The organism is Mesorhizobium sp. WSM4887 (genome assembly GCF_029625865.1).
GTDB lineage: Bacteria > Pseudomonadota > Alphaproteobacteria > Rhizobiales > Rhizobiaceae > Mesorhizobium.
In genome coordinates this window covers 118,773-135,811 of the sequence record NZ_JARTVP010000010.1, presented here as the reverse complement: position 1 = coordinate 135,811, position 17,039 = coordinate 118,773, and the positions used below count along the sequence as shown (strand labels likewise).

Genomic DNA, 17,039 nt, shown 5'->3' with positions numbered 1-17,039 from the left:
GGGCAGGCTCGTGGACCTTTTGCCGGACGGGAGCTATGACAGCGGCCAGCACGGGCGAAGGCATTCACGATTGGCGAGCGGATTTTTCATCACCTTCGAAGGCGGCGAAGGAGCCGGCAAGTCGACGCAGATCGAGCGGCTGGCACGGCGCATGCGCGCCAAGAAATACGAGGTTCTGGTGACACGCGAGCCAGGCGGCTCGCCGGGCGCCGAGGCGGTGAGACATGTGCTTCTGTCCGGGGCCGCCGAGCCCTTCGGCCCGAAGATGGAGGCGATCCTCTTCGCCGCCGCACGCTCCGACCATGTCGAGCAAGTGATCCGGCCGGCGGTCGAGCGCGGCACGATCGTGCTTTGCGACCGTTTCATCGATTCCTCGCGCGTCTATCAGGGGGTTACCGGCGGGCTCGATCCGGATTTCATGGAAGCGCTGGAGGCGGTCGCCATCAACGGCATGGTCCCCGACATGACGCTGATCTTCGACATTGATCCGGCCGAAGGTCTGAAGCGCGCGGCGGCACGCCGTGGCGCCGGCGACAACGCCGATCGCTTCGAGAAGGAGACTGTGGCCATCCACCAGCGCCGGCGGGAGGCTTTCCTGGCGATCGCCGAGGCGGAGCCGGATCGCTGCATAGTGATCGATGCGTCGGCCGATCCCGAAACGGTGGAAAACGTCGTCACTGCGGCCGTGTTCGCGGTGCTGGAAAAGCGGATGCCGGTGCAAAGGAAGCAGACGGCGCCTGCATGATCTTCGAACGCATCGCCCCCGAACAGCACGACACGTTGGACGGCGTTCCCGAGCCATCGGAAACTTCGCGGCTGATCGGCCACGCGCAGACGGCGGGCATGCTTGCCACCGCTTACCGCGCCGGCAAGCTGCCGCATGCGCTGATCCTCGCCGGGCCGCACGGCATCGGCAAGGCCACGCTTGCCTTCCACCTGGCGCATCACCTTCTCAGACATCCCGATTTTGCGGCCGCGCCCGAAGCGCTTGCCGTTCCAGATCCGGCCTCGTCGCTGTTTCGCCAGATCGCTACCGGCGCGCATCCTTCGGTGCTGCATCTCACCCGTCCGGCCAACGACAAGACCAAAAGCTTCAAGACTGTGCTAACCGTCGACGAGATACGCAAGGTCAGCCGCTTCCTGTCTATGACCTCGCATGACGGCAGCTACCGCGTCGTCATCGTCGATCCGGCCGACGACATGAACACTAATGCCGCCAATGCCTTGCTCAAGAATCTTGAGGAGCCTCCGGCGCGCACCCTGTTCATCCTCATCGTCCATGCGCCGGGCAGCCTGTTGCCGACGATCCGGTCGCGGTGTCAAATGGTGCGGCTGACGCCGCTTGCGCCGGACGAATTGATGGGTGTGCTGGAAGGCATCGAGCCGCCGCCGCCGGTCGATCCGGCGGCGCGCGCGGCTTTGGCCGAGCGGGCAGGGGGCAGCGCGCGCAACGCGATCCTGCTTACCCAGTATGGCGGGCTGGAAATCGCCGGCGCGCTCGACGCGCTGGTGGCGGCGCAAAAGCCGGACATTGCCGCTGCCCATCGGCTTGCCGAAGCCGTTGCCGGCCGCGACCAGGCGATCCAATTCGATATCTTCAACCGCCGCGCGCTCGATCTGCTGTCGGCCGCCGCCAGCGAAGCAGCCTTAGCCGGCGACCTCGCCAGGGCCAAAACGCTGTCCGACGCTTGGCACGAGGCCGTGAACACGATATCTGAGGCAGAGACCTACAATCTCGACAAGAAGCAGCACGCCCTGACCATGATCGACCGCCTGAATTCTGTGATGCGAATGTGACGGTTTTCTTAGTGCATGCCGCTGCCCCAAAACCGGGCACCACTTTCGGGCGGCATGCATCGGGATGGCAATCGCCATGCCGATAGTTTATCCACCGCCACAACTCACATTCAGACCTTCATGACGGTTCATTCATGTCACGCGAAAAATCCTACCTGACCACGCCGATTTTCTATCCGAATGGCAAGCCACATATCGGCCACGCCTATACGGTCATCGCCAGCGACGCGCTGGCCCGCTTCCAGCGTCTCGACGGCAAGGAAGTGTTCTTCCTCACGGGCACCGACGAGCATGGCCTCAAGATGCAGCAGACAGCCGAGAAGGAAGGCATCGCGCCGATAACGCTCGCCGACCGCAATTCGGCAATCTTTCGCTCGATGACCGAGACAGTCGGGGGCTCAAACGACGAATTCATCCGCACGACCGAACAACGTCACTACGCATCCTGCCAAGCGATCTGGAAGGCGATGGCCGCCAATGGCGACATCTATCTTGATCGCTACAGCGGCTGGTATTCGGTCCGCCAGGAAGCCTATTTCGACGAAAGCGAAACCACGCTCGGCGACGACGGCGTACGCCGCGAGCCGCTTGGCTCGCCGGTTGAATGGAACGAGGAGGAAAGCTATTTCTTCCGGCTATCCGCCTATCAGGACAAATTGCTGGCACTTTATGAGAGCCGGCCAGACTTCATCGGTCCAGCGGAGCGCCGTAACGAAGTGATCAGCTTCGTCAAGTCCGGCTTGAAGGACCTGTCGATCTCGCGCACCACTTTCAAATGGGGCGTGCCTGTACCGGGCAACGACAAGCATGTGATGTATGTCTGGGTCGACGCATTGACCAACTACATCACGGCCGCTGGCTATCCCGACACCAAATCCGAGCAATGGCACTACTGGCCGGCGACGCATATCATCGGCAAGGACATCGTGCGCTTCCACGCGGTCTACTGGCCGGCCTTCCTGATGTCGGCCGGCATAGAATTGCCGAAGCGCGTGTTCGCCCACGGCTTCCTGTTCAACCGCGGCGAGAAGATGTCCAAATCGGTCGGCAATGTCGTCGATCCGTTCGCCATGATCGAGCATTACGGGCTCGACCAGGTACGCTATTTCTTCCTGCGCGAGGTGCCGTTCGGGCAGGACGGCAGCTACAGTCACGAAGCGATCGTCAACCGCACCAATGCCGATCTCGCGAACGGCCTCGGCAATCTGGCGCAGCGTTCGCTGTCGATGATCGCCAAGAACTGCGGCGGCGCGGTGCCAAAGCGCGGCGAGCTCACCGAAGCCGACGCGGCGATCCTCGATCAGGCGGTGGAGGCGCTTGCGGTAGCGCGCAGAGCCATGGCGGAGCAGGGCATCCATCTGGCGCTGGCGGCGATCTTCGGCGTGGTGGCCGACGCCGACCGCTACTTCGCGTCGCAGGAGCCCTGGGCGCTGCGCAAGACCGATCCGGAGCGCATGGAGACGGTGCTGTGGACGACGGCCGAGCTTGTCCGGCGCGTGACGGTGCTTTGCCAGCCCTTCATTCCCGGATCGGCGACGAGGCTGCTCGACCTGCTGGCGGTGCCGGCGGACAAGCGCAATTTCGCGCATGTCCACGCAGACCATGCGCTGGTGCCCGGCACGGCGCTGCCGGTGCCTGAGGGCGTGTTTCCCCGCTACGTCGAGCAGGACACCAAAGCCTGATGCTTGTCGACAGTCACTGCCATCTCGATTTTCCGGATTTTGCCGAGGAGCGGGCGGCTATCGTCGCCCGTGCTCTCGCAGCCGGGATCGGCCGCATGGTGACGATCTCAACGCGCGTGAAGCGTTTTCAGCAAATCCTTGAAATCGCTGAAGCTTTTAGTGATGTCTATTGCTCAGTCGGTACTCATCCGCACAATGCGGCGGAAGAGCTCGATGTGACCGCAGAGGAGCTGGTACGGCTTTCCGACCATCCCAAGGTGGTGGCGATCGGCGAAGCCGGCCTGGACTATTTCTACGACCGCGCGCCGCGCGAGGCACAGGCGCAAGGCTTCCGCACTCACATCGCCGCCGCGCGCCGGACCGGCCTGCCGCTGGTCATCCATTCGCGCGACGCCGACGGCGACATGGCGGCGATTCTCGAGGAGGAGACAGGGAAGGGCGCTTTCCCCTTCATCCTGCATTGTTTTTCGTCCGGGCGTCGGCTGGCGGAAGTCGGCGTGGCGCTGGGCGGCTATGTCTCCTTCTCAGGCATCCTGACGTTCAAGAACTCGACCGAATTGCGCGCGATTGCCGCAGATGTGCCGCGCGAACGGCTGCTGGTCGAGACCGACGCGCCTTATCTTGCGCCAATCCCGCATCGGGGAAAACGCAATGAGCCCGCCTATGTCGCGAATACGGCGAAGGTGCTGGCCGAGACCATCGGCGTCAGCGAGGCGGAGATCGCCGACATCACCACCGACAATGTCTTCCGGCTGTTTACCAAGATGCCGCGACCGGACGTGACGGCGGCCTGACATGGGCGACCAGCTGCGCCTCACCATTCTCGGCTGCGGCTCGTCGCCCGGTACGCCGCGCATCACCGGCGACTGGGGCAATTGCGATCCGGCCAATCCGAAGAACCGCCGCATGCGCACGGCTGCTCTTGTCGAGCGGATCGCAGGGAATGGCGGCCGCACCACCGTCGTCATCGACACCGGACCGGATTTTCGCGCGCAGATGCTGCTCGCCTCGGTCAAGCACATCGACGCGGTGGTCTATACCCATCCGCATGCCGACCACATTCACGGCATCGATGATCTGCGCGGCTTCGTGCTCGAGCAACGCCGTCGTATCGATATCCATGCCGACCAGCCGACCATGCTGCGGCTGCGCCAGGCGTTCGGCTACTGCTTCGAGACGCCCCCGGGCAGTTCCTATCCACCGATCGTCAGGCCGCATCTCATAGACCATGCCCGGCCGGTGGTGATCGAAGGCGAGGGGGGTCCCCTCACCCTTGAGCCGCTGCCGCAGATCCATGGCGACATCATTTCGCTCGGTTTCCGCGTGGGCGAGCTCGCCTATTGCCCCGATATCAGCGACTTTCCAGCTGCCACAGCAGGAAGGCTTGAAGGCCTTGACGTGCTGGTGATCGACGCGCTGCAGTACAACAGCCATCCAAGCCATCTGTCGCTTGCCGAGGCACTGGGCTGGATCGAGAAGCTCTCGCCGAAAAACGCGGTGCTGACGCATATGCATGTGCCGCTGGACTATGCCGCCGTGATGGCCGAGACGCCGGACCACGTGGTGCCGGCCTATGACGGCATGACGATCGAAATTCCTTGTGAATCAGAGCGATAAAGACGCCTGTTCACTTTGGCGCTTAGTCGTCAATCCGATTCTCTTTGGTGCTTCGGAAACTGATCGATGGTTCAGAATGTGTTTGTTCTGCTGCTCGGTTTCCCTGGCGTCGGCAAGCTGACGATCGCACGGGAACTCGTAACGGCACTTTCCGGCCAGGTCATCGACAATCACTGGATCAACAATCCTATATTGGCACTGCTTGCCGATGACGGTCGCCGCACATTGCCTGATGCCGTCTGGGAGCAGACCGCCAAGGTCCGTCAGGCTGTGTTGGACACCGTGGCAACACTTTGTCCTCCCGCCGCCAACTTCATCTTCACGAACTCCGGCATCCAAGGAGACGCGAGGAGCCTCGCGTCCTACCAGCAGATGAAAGATGCGTCGGATCGACGAGGCGCTCACTTCGTGCCTGTGCGCTTGCTTTGCGAAGAGGCCGAACTGGTTCGTCGCGTGATGTCGCCAACTCGACGTGACCGTCTCAAGTCTATCGATCCGGAAGCGGCGCGCCGCCGCAGCCGGACAGTCGCTGTCCTTGACCCGAAGCACCCGAACAGCCTGACGATCGACGTAACAGCGATCAGCGCGGCGGAGGCGGCTACAAGGATTCACGAACACATCAAGGACCGCGTTGACGCCTCTGAAGCGCGCACGGAAAGCCCAGGAGAACCGTAGCAAAACCAGCTTCGTGCTACATACGTAAGTTCCATAATCTATCTTATGCGACTTTCTGATATGGATCACGTAGAGGCGATAAAGCGATCCTATCGACGTGCCCTCGCTGCGAGCGCTCACATAATGACCTCTTCATCTTCCTTTCTTGGCTTTCCCGATTGCCTCGCCGGAGGCCGCGTGCCTCGCATGGTGATCTACGGTGCCGGTCATGGCAGCACCTATCCGCGAAAGGACAGCAGCGGCCATGCTCTGGCCGCCAACGCCATCCGCGCTGCGAGCCAGGACGATGCGCCGCTGGTCGAGCATTGGGATTTAGATCTCGGCGGTCCATTGTTCGACGGCAAGCCGGTCTGCTGCGTCGATGCCGGCAACATCTCGACGGTCATGCACGACAATGAGGGAAACCGGGCGCGGATCGAGGCGAAGACGCGCGAGGTCCTGGCCGCGTCGGCCGTGCCGATCCTGCTCGGCGGTGACGATTCCGTGGTAATTCCCTTTCTCGCCGGCTTTGCCGGTCACGGGCCGGTCTGGATCCTGCAGATCGACGCGCATATCGACTGGCGCGACGAGGTCGATGGCGAACGCTACGGCTATTCGAGCCCGATGCGCCGGGCGAGCGAGATGCCGCATATCGCCGGCCTCGTGCAAGTCGGCCTGCGCAGCGTCGGCAGCGCACGCCTGGCTGAAATCGAAGCGGCGCGACGCTATGGCAGCCGCTTTGTGACTGCCCGCGAGCTTCATGCCCAGGGCGTCGACGCAGCTCTCAGCCACATTCCGGACGGCGCGCGCGTCGTCGTGACCTTCGACTGCGACGGCCTCGATCCCAGCATCATGCCGGGCGTGGCGGCGCGCACGCCAGGCGGCCTCACCTACACCCAGGCGATCGACCTGATCGCCGGCCTCGGCAAGCGGGCCAGGATCGCAGGATTTGATCTGGTCGAATTCTATCCGCCTGCCGACCTTGACGGCCTGTCGGCGCTGACTGCAGCCCGGCTTCTCGTCAATGTCATCGGCACTGTCGTCCGGCAGGTTTAACTCAGATGGCCTGATGCCCCGACGAGATTCCCCGTTATGGCCGACCGATGTCGCTTCGAGCTCATGCCGGACCACCCTACCCGGTGGGACTGCGCTGCCGGCATCAGCGTTGACGCCACATCCGCGTTTATCTTTGCCAGAAGGGCAGCTTTCCGATCTCTTCCTCGGCCTGCTGTTTCGTCAGTCCGATATCGTCGATCAGATGCGGGTTGGCCTCTGATATCCGCTTCAGATCCCAGCGAAACCGTATCTGCTCGCGCCGGGCCGCGATCATGCCTCGCAGGGTCTGCAGGCTGTAGCGCCGGCGCGATGCCTGCCCGACCAGCGTTGCCAGCTGCGGGATCGATGCAAACGTGTCGTTCATGGCAACCTCCTATGGTTTGCGGCCCCATGCTTTTCGAGTTGGGGCCTTCCACCTGAATGAGGTTGGATTCTGCAGGATGCGGGCTGCGCCGTAATTAAGCGCATCCAAATAGTTCTCAAAACTTCCAAATCGGCCTGAGCGGTTCATCGGACATGACGAACTGCTCTACCCGTCTCACACTTTTCCTGGAATTGCTCTATAGATGCGCCGCATGCAGGGATCGCGCTTTGCCTTCGGCCCGTACGTGCTTGATTCAGCTGCGGGAACGTTGCTTCGGAACGATGTCCCCGTGGCCGCCGGCTATCGGGGGCTGAAGCTGCTTGCCGCGCTCGTGGAACGTCCCGGCGAAATCCTGGCCAAGGCCGAGCTGATGGACGCGGCATGGCCGGGCACGGCCGTCGAGGAAGGCAACCTCACCGTCCAGATCGCGCAGCTCAGAAAGCTGCTCGGCCCCGCCGCCGACGGCGGTGAATGGATCGCTACGGTGCCGCGCGTCGGCTATCGCTTCACGGGGGTCATCGAACAGCTTGGCGAGACGAAACGAAAACCTTTGCCACTGCCCGGCAAGCCTTCGATAGCCGTGCTGCCCTTCGTCAATTTCGGCAATGATCCCGAGCAGGAATCCTTCGCGGTCGGGTTGACCGAAGACCTGATCACTGACCTGTCCAGGAACGCGGGACTGTTCGTCATCGCGCGCAACTCGGTCTTCGTCTACAAGGGAAAGCCGATGGATGTGCGCGCGATCGCCGAGGACCTTGGCGTGCGTTACCTGCTTGAGGGGAGCGCAAGACGCGCCGCGGGGCGTGTGCGCATCAACGCGCAGCTTGTCGACGCGGTGAGCGGTGAACATCTGTGGGCGGAACGCTTCGATCGCAGTCTGGAAGATATTTTTGCCGTCCAGGACGAGGTAACGGCCAAGATCGTGGAGGCGCTGCTCGGCCGGCTGCGCACGCAGCCGCCGCGCAATCGGCCCAAGAATCTCGAGGCCTACGATTTGTGCGTGCGGGCGCGAAAACTGATCGACGACTCGCCTCAGACGGCGCGGGAGGCGCATCTGATGCTGACGCGCGCGGTCTCGCTCGATCCGGAATATGCCGAGGCCTATCGCTGGCTCGCCATGAACCATTGGATGGGATGGGTGCATTGGGGCGAGCCCGTCGACCCCAACCGGAGCATTGCCTTGGAGCTGGCCCGCAAAGCCGTGACGATCGACCCCAACGACGCCGGCTGCCGCTGGGTGCTTGCCAACCTGCTTGCCTATGAGCATCGCTTCGGCGAGGCGGATGCCGAATTCGCCAGAGCGTTCGAGCTCGATCCGAACGAGGCCGACGCCTGGGCGACATTGTCCGATATCGAGGTCCTAGCCGGGCGGATCGAGGAAGGCCTTGAGCACATTCGCAAGGCGTTCCGGCTGAACCCGTTTCCGCCGAGTTGGTACTATCTCACGCTCGGCGCCGCGCAATATGCGGCCCGCGACTATGAAGCCGCCATCGAGACGCTGCGCCGGGACGAGACCTATCGGACCAGCTCACGCCGTTTCCTGGCGGCAAGCCTTGCGCAGCTCGGCCGGTTCGAAGAGGCGCGCGCGGAGGTCGAGATGTTCCTTATCGCCAACCCGCATTTCACGACCAGCCACTGGGTCTGGACCGAGCCGTTCCGCGACGGCGCGATGCTCGAGCATTTCGTTGACGGGTTCCGCAAGGCCGGGCTTCCGGACTGAGGGCCAGAAAGGAATGGCGCGACCTATTCTTCGAAGCGGCTCGTCGCCTCGCGATCGCGCTCGTATCGCTTGCTGACTGGAAACGGCGGCAGCCACGACTCGCGACGGATGATCCAGCTTTCGTAGGTCGGGGCTAGCTGGTCTGGGGCGTCCAGGGTCCCGAGATGCACTTCGATCTCGTCCGCGGTGCGTGCGAAAACGGACGAACCGCAGCGCGGACAGAAAAACCGCCCGGCATAGTCGCGAGTCTCACCGTCGATCGTAACCGCGTCCTGAGGGAATACCGCCGAAGCATAAAAGAGCGCGCCATGATGTTTGCGGCAATCGAGACAATGGCAGATGCAGACCCTGTATGGGCGGCCCGACGCCACAAGTCGGACATTGCGACACAGGCAGCCGCCGGTGAATCGGTCCATGTTGCGTCTCCTTCAAAGCCGTGCGGTGGAACATTAGCAGCGAACTCGCCCAGGCGTCCAAGGCTGAGACGTCTCGCTTGCGTGGCTCTCAACAGCCGGATTCCATAGAGATCGATTTGATCCGTGGCTTGCCGTCTTAGAAAAACCCATCGAGAAAAGCCGCCGTCCCATGCGAGAGGCTGACGATCTTGTTCGTCGCCTGGCGATAGAATTTGAAGTTGAGCTCGGTCTCGGGCCTGCCATCGCTCCAGTCCTTGAACCGCTTGAGCTCGTCCCGACCCAATCGCCGCGTTGCCAATGCGGTGCGGCGGATGGCAACACTGACGCGCGGCGTCTGCCGTTCGCGGTCGGATCTTTTGGGAATGGCCTCGGATGACGTGACAACGCCCCGTGCGACCACACCCTGCCCGCCTTCGTTTTCGCTGGCGAAGACAAACATCGTGTCGCCTTCGGCGATATGCTTGCCGCCATACATGGTTTTCTGCGCCGCGAATGAGAATGTCTCGGCCAGCGGATCCTTGACCTCGGCCTTGATCGCGAACGCCATGCCTTACGCATCCCGGCTGATGGTGATCCGGTAGGTCAGCCTGCGCTTGGCGCCTGGCGGGATCAGCATCACGCCCGGCTTGTCGGCGAATTCGCCGTCGAAATCGACCGGGCTTGCAACGCCATGCCAGGGCTCGATGCAGAGGAACGGCGCGCCGCCGGGCTTGGACCAGATGCCCAATTCGTTGAATCCCTGCCACGACATTTCGATCGCCGGCCCCCGCCCGGCGGCATAGCGCACGCTGGTGCTGGCGGGCCGGTCCAGAATGACGGCGTCGTCATCGAACAGGCGCTCGGAGAGGGCAAGCGTCTTGCCCTCGACGGGCGTTGGCTGCGGCGTCGGCAGCATCAGCCCGTCCTTCAGGCGTCGTATCGGCGCAGGTTCATCGTCGGCAAAGGTCAGCCGGTAGGCTTCCTTGGGCAATTCCGGCAGCAAAGGCCAGTTGAAGGCCGGATGGGCGCCGACCGAGGCCGGCAGCACCTCGTCGCCTGTGTTGGCGACCTCGAAGGTCACGCCAAGCTGGCGGGGGCCGAGGCTGTAGCTTATGGCCAGCCGAAAGGCGAATGGGTAGCGGGTGCGGGTCTCGGTGTCATCGGTCAGGACCAGCGTGCAGGAGGAAGGTCCCTGCTCCACCCAGGCAAAGCGCCTGTCGCGGGCGAAGCCATGCTGCGTCATTGGATAGGCTTTGCCGCGATGGCGCAACTGGTCGCCTTTCAGCCGGCCGACTATCGGAAACAGCACCGGCGAATGACGCCGCCATTCAGGCCCCGCCTGCCACAGAAGTTGCGTGCGTTCGGCATCGCGCAAGGAGACCAACTCGGCCCCCTGCCCGACGATGGTCGCCGAGATGCCGTCACCGTCAAGCGTCAGCTGTTCCATGCGTCCTCGCGACTGGCTGCTCGGGCCGGCAGGCTAGCAAAAGGCCTCGCCTGAACTCAAGGGCAGCAGGCAGTGCGGCATCCCCTCAAGCAGCCGCCGTGAACGACCAGCACTGCCACGCCAGATGCAACGCCAAAAGAAAAACCGTGGCCAGCGGTTTACCCGTCGGCCACGGTACGAAGCTGTTGCCTGCTACGGTCCGGACTATTCGCGCTCGCCGGTAAAATTCAGCAGCAGCTGGAAGATGTTGATGAAGTTCAGATACAGCGAGAAGGCGCCGAAGACGGCGAGCTTCTGTTGCGATTCGGCGTCGAAATTCTCGGCATACTGCTCCTTGATCGTCTGCGTGTCCCAGGCGGTCAGGCCGATGAAAACCGCAATGCCGATCACGGAGATGGCGAACTGCAGCGCGGTCGAGCCGAGGAACAGGTTGACGAGGCTCGCGATCACCACGCCGATCAGGCCCATGATCAGGAAGGACGAGAACTGCGTCAGGTCGCGCTTGGTCGTGTAGCCGTAGAGGCTGGTGGCGCCGAACATGGTGGCGGCGATGAAGAAGGTGCGCGCGATGCTGGTGCCGGTGAACACCAGGAACACGGAAGCCAGCGACAGGCCCATGACCGCGCAGAAGGCCCAGAACATCGCCTGCGCGCTCGCCGCCGACATCGTCTGCATCTTGAAGGAGAAGAACATGACGAAGGCGAGCGGCGCCAGCATCACCACCCATTTCAGCGGCGTGGAGAAGATCGGGACGTAGAGCGCCGGCGTCGAGGCCACAACAAGGGCGACGAGGCCGGTGACGACGAGCCCGAGGCCCATATAGTTGTAGACGCGCAGCATGTGCCGGCGCAGGCCCTCGTCATAGAGGGCACCGGCCCGGACGCCGGTGCCCATTCGGTATCCAAGATTAGGGCTGTTCATTTCGTTTCTCCTTGGTTGGTCGGTTCGATTGGCTGCTTCAATAGAGAGTGCGGGCGAGCTTTTCGGCGGCCCGGTCGAGATCGCCGGCATCGCCTTGTCCGACGACGGCGTAAGCGACCTCGCCGATCTGGAAATAGGCGGACGAGATATCGCCCAAGGGCGCGACGGTGGGCTTCACGACGTCGAACGTGCCTGGCCTGATCGCAAACAGCGACACCAGCCCGAGGTCCTTCGTTTCGAGTGCCATCTCGACGCTCGGCCCGAACCGCGACGGATAGATCTGAACATCGCGGATCCGCCAGTCGTCGGGCAATGACGGCATGACGATCGCGGTCGCGGCGCGGATCTCGTCGGCATTGTAATTCGGCGCCTCGGCCTGGGACGGCATCGTCTCACGCACCAGCGTCGTCCGGTGCGCGCTCACCGCTTCCTCGACATAGGCGGGCGGCTGCGTCGAGGCGACCACCTTGCTGACGGCGATCGGCCCGAAGACGCCGTTCGCAAGCCACCCTGCCGCCACCAGCACGGCGGCGGCCGCGGCGCGCTGCAGCACGGAAAAGGCTCGGTCCCTGGCAAGCACCCTTTCCAGCCGACGCGCCGCGTCGGTCGTCGCCGGGCGCGCCATTGCGCCTGGCCCGGCCAGCGCCACGCGCAACTCGTCGCGCGTTCTGAGATCCGACATCACACGCGCGGCCACTTCGGGACGAGCGGACAGGAACGCCTCGACCTCGATGCGGCGGGCGACGTCGAGCTGATCATCGACATAGGCGTCGAGATCGGCATCGGTCACCGGATCGACGATAGCGGTCATGATTCACCTCCCACGATCCTCAGGTGATTTTTGCCGCGCGCCGGAGCGCCCTCCTCCATCTCGCGCAGCGCCGCACGAGCGCGGCCGATGCGCGACATCAGGGTTCCGAGCGGGACGCCACTGACCTCGGCGGCCTCTGCGTAGCTCAACCCTTCGATGGCGACGAGATGCAGCGCGGCGCGCTGCTCTTCCGGCAGCGACAGGAAGGCTTCGCGCACCTGCGAAAGGCGCACCGAATGGTCCTGGGACGCCGGCATGTTTTGCTCGGCGAGACGGCCTGCCTGCTCGATGCGCGCTGTCTCGGACCGCCGCGAGCGCATGCGGTCGATGAAGATGTTGTGCAGGATCGCCAGCAGCCAGGCGCGCGGGTTGCCGCCCGAACGAAAGGTGCCGCGCCGCTCATAGGCGCGCACCAGCGCGTCGTGGACCAGATCCTCGGCATCGGCGCTGTCGCGCGTCAGCGAGCGTGCGTAGCGCCGCAGCGAGCCCAACTGCCCGACGATATCGAAGCGTGCCATCGACCGTTTCATGCCCTGTTTACGGAGCATGTGGGGATTTTAATCCCTGGCTGCCGTTTCTTTCTGCGATTCCCGCGAGGAGTTGCGCCGGCCTCGGGAGAGCCAGGACCGAGCGGGCAAACGGAGGAAACCGCTGGCGAAGCGCGGCCGATTTGCGTATCACTCCGCCGCCACTGGAGCCCTATCGATGTTCGAGACCCTGCAGCCCGCGCCCGCCGACAAGATCCTTGCGTTGATCGGCCTTTACCGCGCCGACACGCGCCCCGGCAAAGTCGACCTCGGTGTCGGCGTCTACAAGGATCGTGACGGCAGGACGCCGGTGATGCGGGCCGTGCGCGAGGCCGAGAAGCGGCTGCTCGCGGGCCAGGACACCAAGACCTATCTCGGCCTCGCCGGCGACACCGGCTTCAACGCCGCCATGATCAGGCTTGCCTTCGGCGATAACGCCGATCATTCGCGCATCCGCGCAGCGCAGGCGCCGGGCGGATCGGGCGCCCTCAGGCTGGTGGCCGAGCTTCTGCAGCGCACGCGGCCGGGCGCGACGGTGTGGCTCTCCGATCCGACCTGGCCGAACCACCTGCCGGTGATGCGCGCCGCCGGCCTACAGGTGCGCGACTATCCTTATTTCGACGCTGTTTCCGGCGCTGTCCGTTTCGACGACATGCTGGCGGCGCTCAAGACCGCCACTAGCGGGGATGTCGTGCTGCTGCATGGCTGCTGCCATAACCCGACCGGCGCCAATCTGGATGCTGCGCAATGGGCGAAGGTTGCCGACGTTCTGCTTGAGCGCGGCCTGCTGCCTTTCGTCGACATCGCCTATCAGGGCTTTGGCGAAGGGCTCGACGCCGATGCCGCCGGCCTGCGGCTGCTCGCCGGCAAGGTGCCCGAGATGGTCGTCGCCTCGAGCTGCTCGAAAAATTTCGCCGTCTATCGCGACCGCGTCGGTTCCGCCATGATCATGGCCAAGGACGGCGCACAGGCCGACGTGGCTATGAGCCAGATGCTGGCAGCGGCGCGAGCGCTCTATTCGATGCCGCCGGACCATGGCGCTGCGGCCGTACGCATGGTGCTGGAAGACGCCGATCTGAAGAAGGTCTGGGAGACGGAACTCGAGGAGATGCGGCTGCGCATGCTCAGGCTGCGTGTCGCCTTCGCCGAGGCGTTGCGCCGGCAATCCAACTCCGATCGCTTCGATTTCGTCGCCAGCCATCGCGGCATGTTCTCCCGCCTGGGGCTCACCGAAGCGCAGGTTGAGCGTCTGCGCACCGAGCACGCCGTCTATATGGTAGGTGACAGCCGCATCAATGTGGCAGGTCTGCCTGAGGACGGCATGGACGAGCTCGCCAAGGCGATCGTTTCGGTGCTCGACTAAGTGCCGGCGCAACTGTGGACAATCGGCTTTTGCCAGCCGGCGGGATTGGTCGCCCGCCGCGGCGCGCGCTAGGGTTTGTTGCATGAAACCCTCCAAAGACATCTCCCGTCTGATCGAGACCATGGCGGCACTCAGAGCGCCGAAGACCGGCTGCCCCTGGGACATCGAGCAGAACTTTTCCACCATCGCCCCCTACACGATCGAGGAAGCCTATGAAGTGGCGGATGCGATCGCGCGCGGCGACTTCGACGATCTGCGAGAGGAACTGGGCGACCTTCTGCTGCAGGTCGTCTACCACGCGCAGATGGCGCAGGAGATTGGCGAGTTCGCGTTCGGCGACGTTGTCGAGGCGATCACCACCAAGATGATCCGCCGTCACCCGCATGTCTTCGGCGACGAGAAGGCGCGCAGCGCCGGCATGGCCAAGGGCATGTGGGAGAAGATCAAGGCGGTGGAGAAGGCCGACAAGCGCAACGCCCGCATCGCGCGCGGCCTCGACCCGGAAGATCACGGCAAGGGCTATCTCGATAGCGTGCCGGTTGCGCTCCCTGCGCTGACCCGCGCGTTGAAGCTGCAGGAGAAGGCTGCGCGCGTCGGCTTCGACTGGAGCGAGGCAGCACCCATCCTCGACAAGATAGAGGAAGAGATCGGCGAGCTGCGCGAGGCGCTGGTCACGGGCGACGCGGCACCCATCAAGGATGAGTTCGGCGACATGCTGTTTGCCGTCGTCAATCTCGGCCGCCATTTGAGACTTGATGCCGAAGCCGCGCTGAGCGGCACCAACGAGAAGTTCCGCTCGCGCTTCCATTATGTCGAGCGGGAGTTGGAGGCTTCCGGGAGGTCGTTGGAACAGGCGACTTTGGACGAGATGGAAACCCTCTGGCAGCAGGCCAAAAACGCAAGATAAGCAGCGGCCTAGCCGTGGTTCCTGCGGTTCAGCCGGGTCTCGATCTCCTGGCGGGCGCTGTGCGTGGCCGTCAGTGAGATGGTGACGCTGCCGTCCTCATTGTCGCTCCGCGAGACGACATCGCCATTGCGATAGAGCCAGTCGACCTGGCCGAGCTCAGCGGGGCTCAACGTCACCGTCATCGTTTCCAACTCGCCCGACACTCTGGCCTCGATGAGCGCCTTGAGCGCATCGATCCCCTCGCCGGTCGCTGCCGATATCGCGATCGGCGGCGCCTTGCCACCGGCGCTCTCGGCAAGCAGGCGCTCGCGATTGCCTTCGTCGAGCAGGTCGATCTTGTTCCACACCTCGATCATGCGGCTGGTGTCCGCGGCATCGACGCCGAGATCGCCAAGGATGCGCTCGACATCCTCGGCCTGCGCTGCAGTGTCCGGATCAGAGATATCGCGCAGATGCAGCACGAGATCGGCCTCGACGACCTCTTCCAGCGTCGCCCGGAAGGCCGCGACCAGATGAGTCGGCAAGTCCGAGATGAAGCCGACCGTGTCCGACAGGATGATCGGCGTGCCGTGCGGCAGGCGCACGCGGCGCAGCGTCGGATCGAGCGTGGCGAACAGCATGTCCTCCGCCAGCACCCCTGCCCCGGTCAGCCGGTTGAACAGCGTCGACTTTCCGGCATTGGTGTAGCCGACGATCGCAACTACCGGAAATGGCACCTTCTTGCGTTTTGCGCGGTGCAGGTCGCGGGTGCGGCGAACCGTTTCCAGCTCATGTTTGAGCTTGGTGATCTTGTCCTGCAGGATCCGCCGGTCGGATTCGATCTGCGTTTCGCCGGGACCGCCCAGGAAACCCGCGCCGCCGCGCTGCCGTTCGAGGTGGGTCCAACTGCGCACCAGCCGACCCTTCTGATAGTTGAGATGCGCCAGCTCGACCTGCAGGGTGCCTTCCTTGGTCCTGGCGCGCTCGCCGAAGATCTCAAGGATAAGCCCGGTGCGGTCGAGCACCTTGGCGTTCAGTTCCTTCTCGAGATTGCGCTGCTGTACCGGCGTGAGCGGATGGTCGACGATGACCAATTCCGCCTTGCGTTCCTTCACGATGTCGGCGAATTCCGCCACCTTGCCGCTGCCGAGCAGCGTTGCCGGGCGGGGATCGGTGACCGTCACCACCGCGGTGTGGACCGGGTCCAGGTCGATGGCGCTGGCAAGCCCGACCGCCTCGTCGTGGCGGGCATCCGCCGAGCGGCTCAGGCGCGGGCGGCTCGAATCGTCATCGCCCCGCGGCTGGCGCGCAAGCACCGGCACAATGACAACGGCCCGGGTCGGATCCTTGGCTTCCGGCCCAAGTTGATGTCCTTGTTTCCCGCGAACTCTGCGGTCCGCGTCCTGCTCACGTGCCAATCAGGCGCCCTGGCCTTCCTCGCCATCAAACATCTGAACCGGCTGGCTCGGCATGATCGTGGAAATGGCGTGCTTGTAGACGAGCTGGGAATGCCCGTCGCGCCGCAACAACACACAGAAATTGTCGAACGAAGTGACCACGCCGGTCAGCTTCACACCGTTGATGAGAAAGATGGTAAGTGGATTTTTGCTCTTGCGAACTGAATTCAGGAACAGGTCCTGAAGGTTTTGCGATCGTTCCGCCATTGTTTTTGTCTTTCGCCGATCCCCTTCGGTCTGCAGGCCAATGCGCCAAATTACGCGGCGCCTGTCAAGCGCGCAAACCCCCTCTTGCCGCCTAAACGACAAGCAGAACGAGATAGTTGAGGTTCATTCCACCTT

At 63.6% G+C, this 17,039-nt stretch carries 19 protein-coding genes; 10 read left to right on the top strand and 9 right to left on the bottom strand.

Translation table 11 applies throughout. The features are described 5' to 3' along the window. Positions 1-70 precede the first annotated feature (70 nt). The 7 genes from tmk to P9230_RS26585 all read left to right on the top strand — a co-directional run bounded on the left by tmk (position 71) and on the right by P9230_RS26585 (position 6,806). Positions 71-745: a dTMP kinase gene (gene tmk, locus P9230_RS26615; protein WP_278121151.1), complete on the top strand. Its 675-nt coding sequence runs from the start codon at positions 71-73 to the stop codon at positions 743-745. Further along, positions 742-1,797: a DNA polymerase III subunit delta' gene (locus P9230_RS26610; protein ID WP_095825414.1), complete on the top strand. Its 1,056-nt coding sequence runs from the start codon at positions 742-744 to the stop codon at positions 1,795-1,797. The genes tmk and P9230_RS26610 overlap by 4 nt, the downstream gene beginning before the upstream one ends. Before the next feature lie 134 nt (positions 1,798-1,931). Then, positions 1,932-3,479, top strand: coding sequence for a methionine--tRNA ligase (metG, locus tag P9230_RS26605; RefSeq protein WP_278121150.1), 1,548 nt, complete (start codon positions 1,932-1,934; stop codon positions 3,477-3,479). Next, on the top strand, positions 3,479-4,273 hold the full coding sequence (locus P9230_RS26600; RefSeq protein ID WP_278121149.1) for a TatD family hydrolase: 795 nt from the start codon (positions 3,479-3,481) through the stop codon (positions 4,271-4,273). The genes metG and P9230_RS26600 overlap by 1 nt, the downstream gene beginning before the upstream one ends. A 1-nt stretch (position 4,274) precedes the next feature. Next, positions 4,275-5,096, top strand: a complete 822-nt coding sequence (locus P9230_RS26595) for an MBL fold metallo-hydrolase (RefSeq protein WP_278121148.1) — start codon at positions 4,275-4,277, stop codon at positions 5,094-5,096. Positions 5,097-5,162: 66 nt separating this feature from the next. After that, positions 5,163-5,771 carry a chloramphenicol phosphotransferase gene (locus P9230_RS26590; RefSeq protein WP_278110983.1) on the top strand — a complete coding sequence of 203 codons (609 nt, stop codon included), beginning with the start codon at positions 5,163-5,165 and terminating at the stop codon, positions 5,769-5,771. Positions 5,772-5,894: 123 nt separating this feature from the next. Further along, positions 5,895-6,806: an agmatinase gene (locus P9230_RS26585; protein ID WP_127240454.1), complete on the top strand. Its 912-nt coding sequence runs from the start codon at positions 5,895-5,897 to the stop codon at positions 6,804-6,806. 127 nt (positions 6,807-6,933) lie between these two features. Here P9230_RS26585 and P9230_RS26580 read toward each other — a convergent pair whose 3' ends face one another. Next, positions 6,934-7,170: a hypothetical protein gene (locus tag P9230_RS26580; RefSeq protein ID WP_095800710.1), complete on the bottom strand. Its 237-nt coding sequence runs from the start codon at positions 7,168-7,170 to the stop codon at positions 6,934-6,936. Positions 7,171-7,372: 202 nt separating this feature from the next. Here P9230_RS26580 and P9230_RS26575 point away from each other — a divergent pair, with 202 nt between their 5' ends. Next, the gene (locus tag P9230_RS26575; protein WP_278121146.1) at positions 7,373-8,890 is read left to right on the top strand and encodes a winged helix-turn-helix domain-containing protein; all 1,518 of its coding nucleotides are present in this window, start codon (positions 7,373-7,375) and stop codon (positions 8,888-8,890) included. 23 nt (positions 8,891-8,913) lie between these two features. Here P9230_RS26575 and P9230_RS26570 read toward each other — a convergent pair whose 3' ends face one another. From P9230_RS26570 to P9230_RS26545, 6 genes are all read right to left on the bottom strand, one after another. Further along, complete coding sequence (locus tag P9230_RS26570) at positions 8,914-9,306, bottom strand: GFA family protein (protein ID WP_095825420.1); 393 nt, start codon at positions 9,304-9,306, stop codon at positions 8,914-8,916. Positions 9,307-9,442: 136 nt separating this feature from the next. Continuing rightward, positions 9,443-9,853, bottom strand: coding sequence for a hypothetical protein (locus P9230_RS26565; RefSeq protein WP_278121145.1), 411 nt, complete (start codon positions 9,851-9,853; stop codon positions 9,443-9,445). 3 nt (positions 9,854-9,856) lie between these two features. Then, complete coding sequence (locus tag P9230_RS26560) at positions 9,857-10,732, bottom strand: aldose 1-epimerase family protein (protein WP_278121143.1); 876 nt, start codon at positions 10,730-10,732, stop codon at positions 9,857-9,859. Between the two features lie 204 nt (positions 10,733-10,936). Next, positions 10,937-11,653, bottom strand: a complete 717-nt coding sequence (locus P9230_RS26555; protein WP_127217141.1) for a Bax inhibitor-1/YccA family protein — start codon at positions 11,651-11,653, stop codon at positions 10,937-10,939. A 37-nt stretch (positions 11,654-11,690) separates the two neighbouring features. Then, positions 11,691-12,464 carry an anti-sigma factor gene (locus tag P9230_RS26550; protein ID WP_067321338.1) on the bottom strand — a complete coding sequence of 258 codons (774 nt, stop codon included), beginning with the start codon at positions 12,462-12,464 and terminating at the stop codon, positions 11,691-11,693. Continuing rightward, positions 12,461-12,982, bottom strand: coding sequence for a sigma-70 family RNA polymerase sigma factor (locus P9230_RS26545; protein WP_245307415.1), 522 nt, complete (start codon positions 12,980-12,982; stop codon positions 12,461-12,463). The genes P9230_RS26550 and P9230_RS26545 overlap by 4 nt, the downstream gene beginning before the upstream one ends. A 187-nt stretch (positions 12,983-13,169) precedes the next feature. On the opposite strand from P9230_RS26545, the gene P9230_RS26540 reads away from it, so the two are divergent. Both P9230_RS26540 and mazG read left to right on the top strand, forming a co-directional pair. Next, positions 13,170-14,354: an amino acid aminotransferase gene (locus P9230_RS26540; RefSeq protein WP_278121141.1), complete on the top strand. Its 1,185-nt coding sequence runs from the start codon at positions 13,170-13,172 to the stop codon at positions 14,352-14,354. Positions 14,355-14,436: 82 nt separating this feature from the next. Continuing rightward, the gene (gene mazG, locus P9230_RS26535; protein ID WP_067321346.1) at positions 14,437-15,261 is read left to right on the top strand and encodes a nucleoside triphosphate pyrophosphohydrolase; all 825 of its coding nucleotides are present in this window, start codon (positions 14,437-14,439) and stop codon (positions 15,259-15,261) included. Positions 15,262-15,269: 8 nt separating this feature from the next. Here the strand turns inward: mazG and hflX are convergent, their stop codons facing one another. Both hflX and hfq read right to left on the bottom strand, forming a co-directional pair. Beyond that, positions 15,270-16,658 carry a GTPase HflX gene (hflX, locus tag P9230_RS26530; RefSeq protein ID WP_278121139.1) on the bottom strand — a complete coding sequence of 463 codons (1,389 nt, stop codon included), beginning with the start codon at positions 16,656-16,658 and terminating at the stop codon, positions 15,270-15,272. Beyond that, on the bottom strand, positions 16,659-16,904 hold the full coding sequence (gene hfq / locus P9230_RS26525; RefSeq protein ID WP_066989720.1) for an RNA chaperone Hfq: 246 nt from the start codon (positions 16,902-16,904) through the stop codon (positions 16,659-16,661). Between the last annotated feature and the right edge of the window lie 135 nt (positions 16,905-17,039).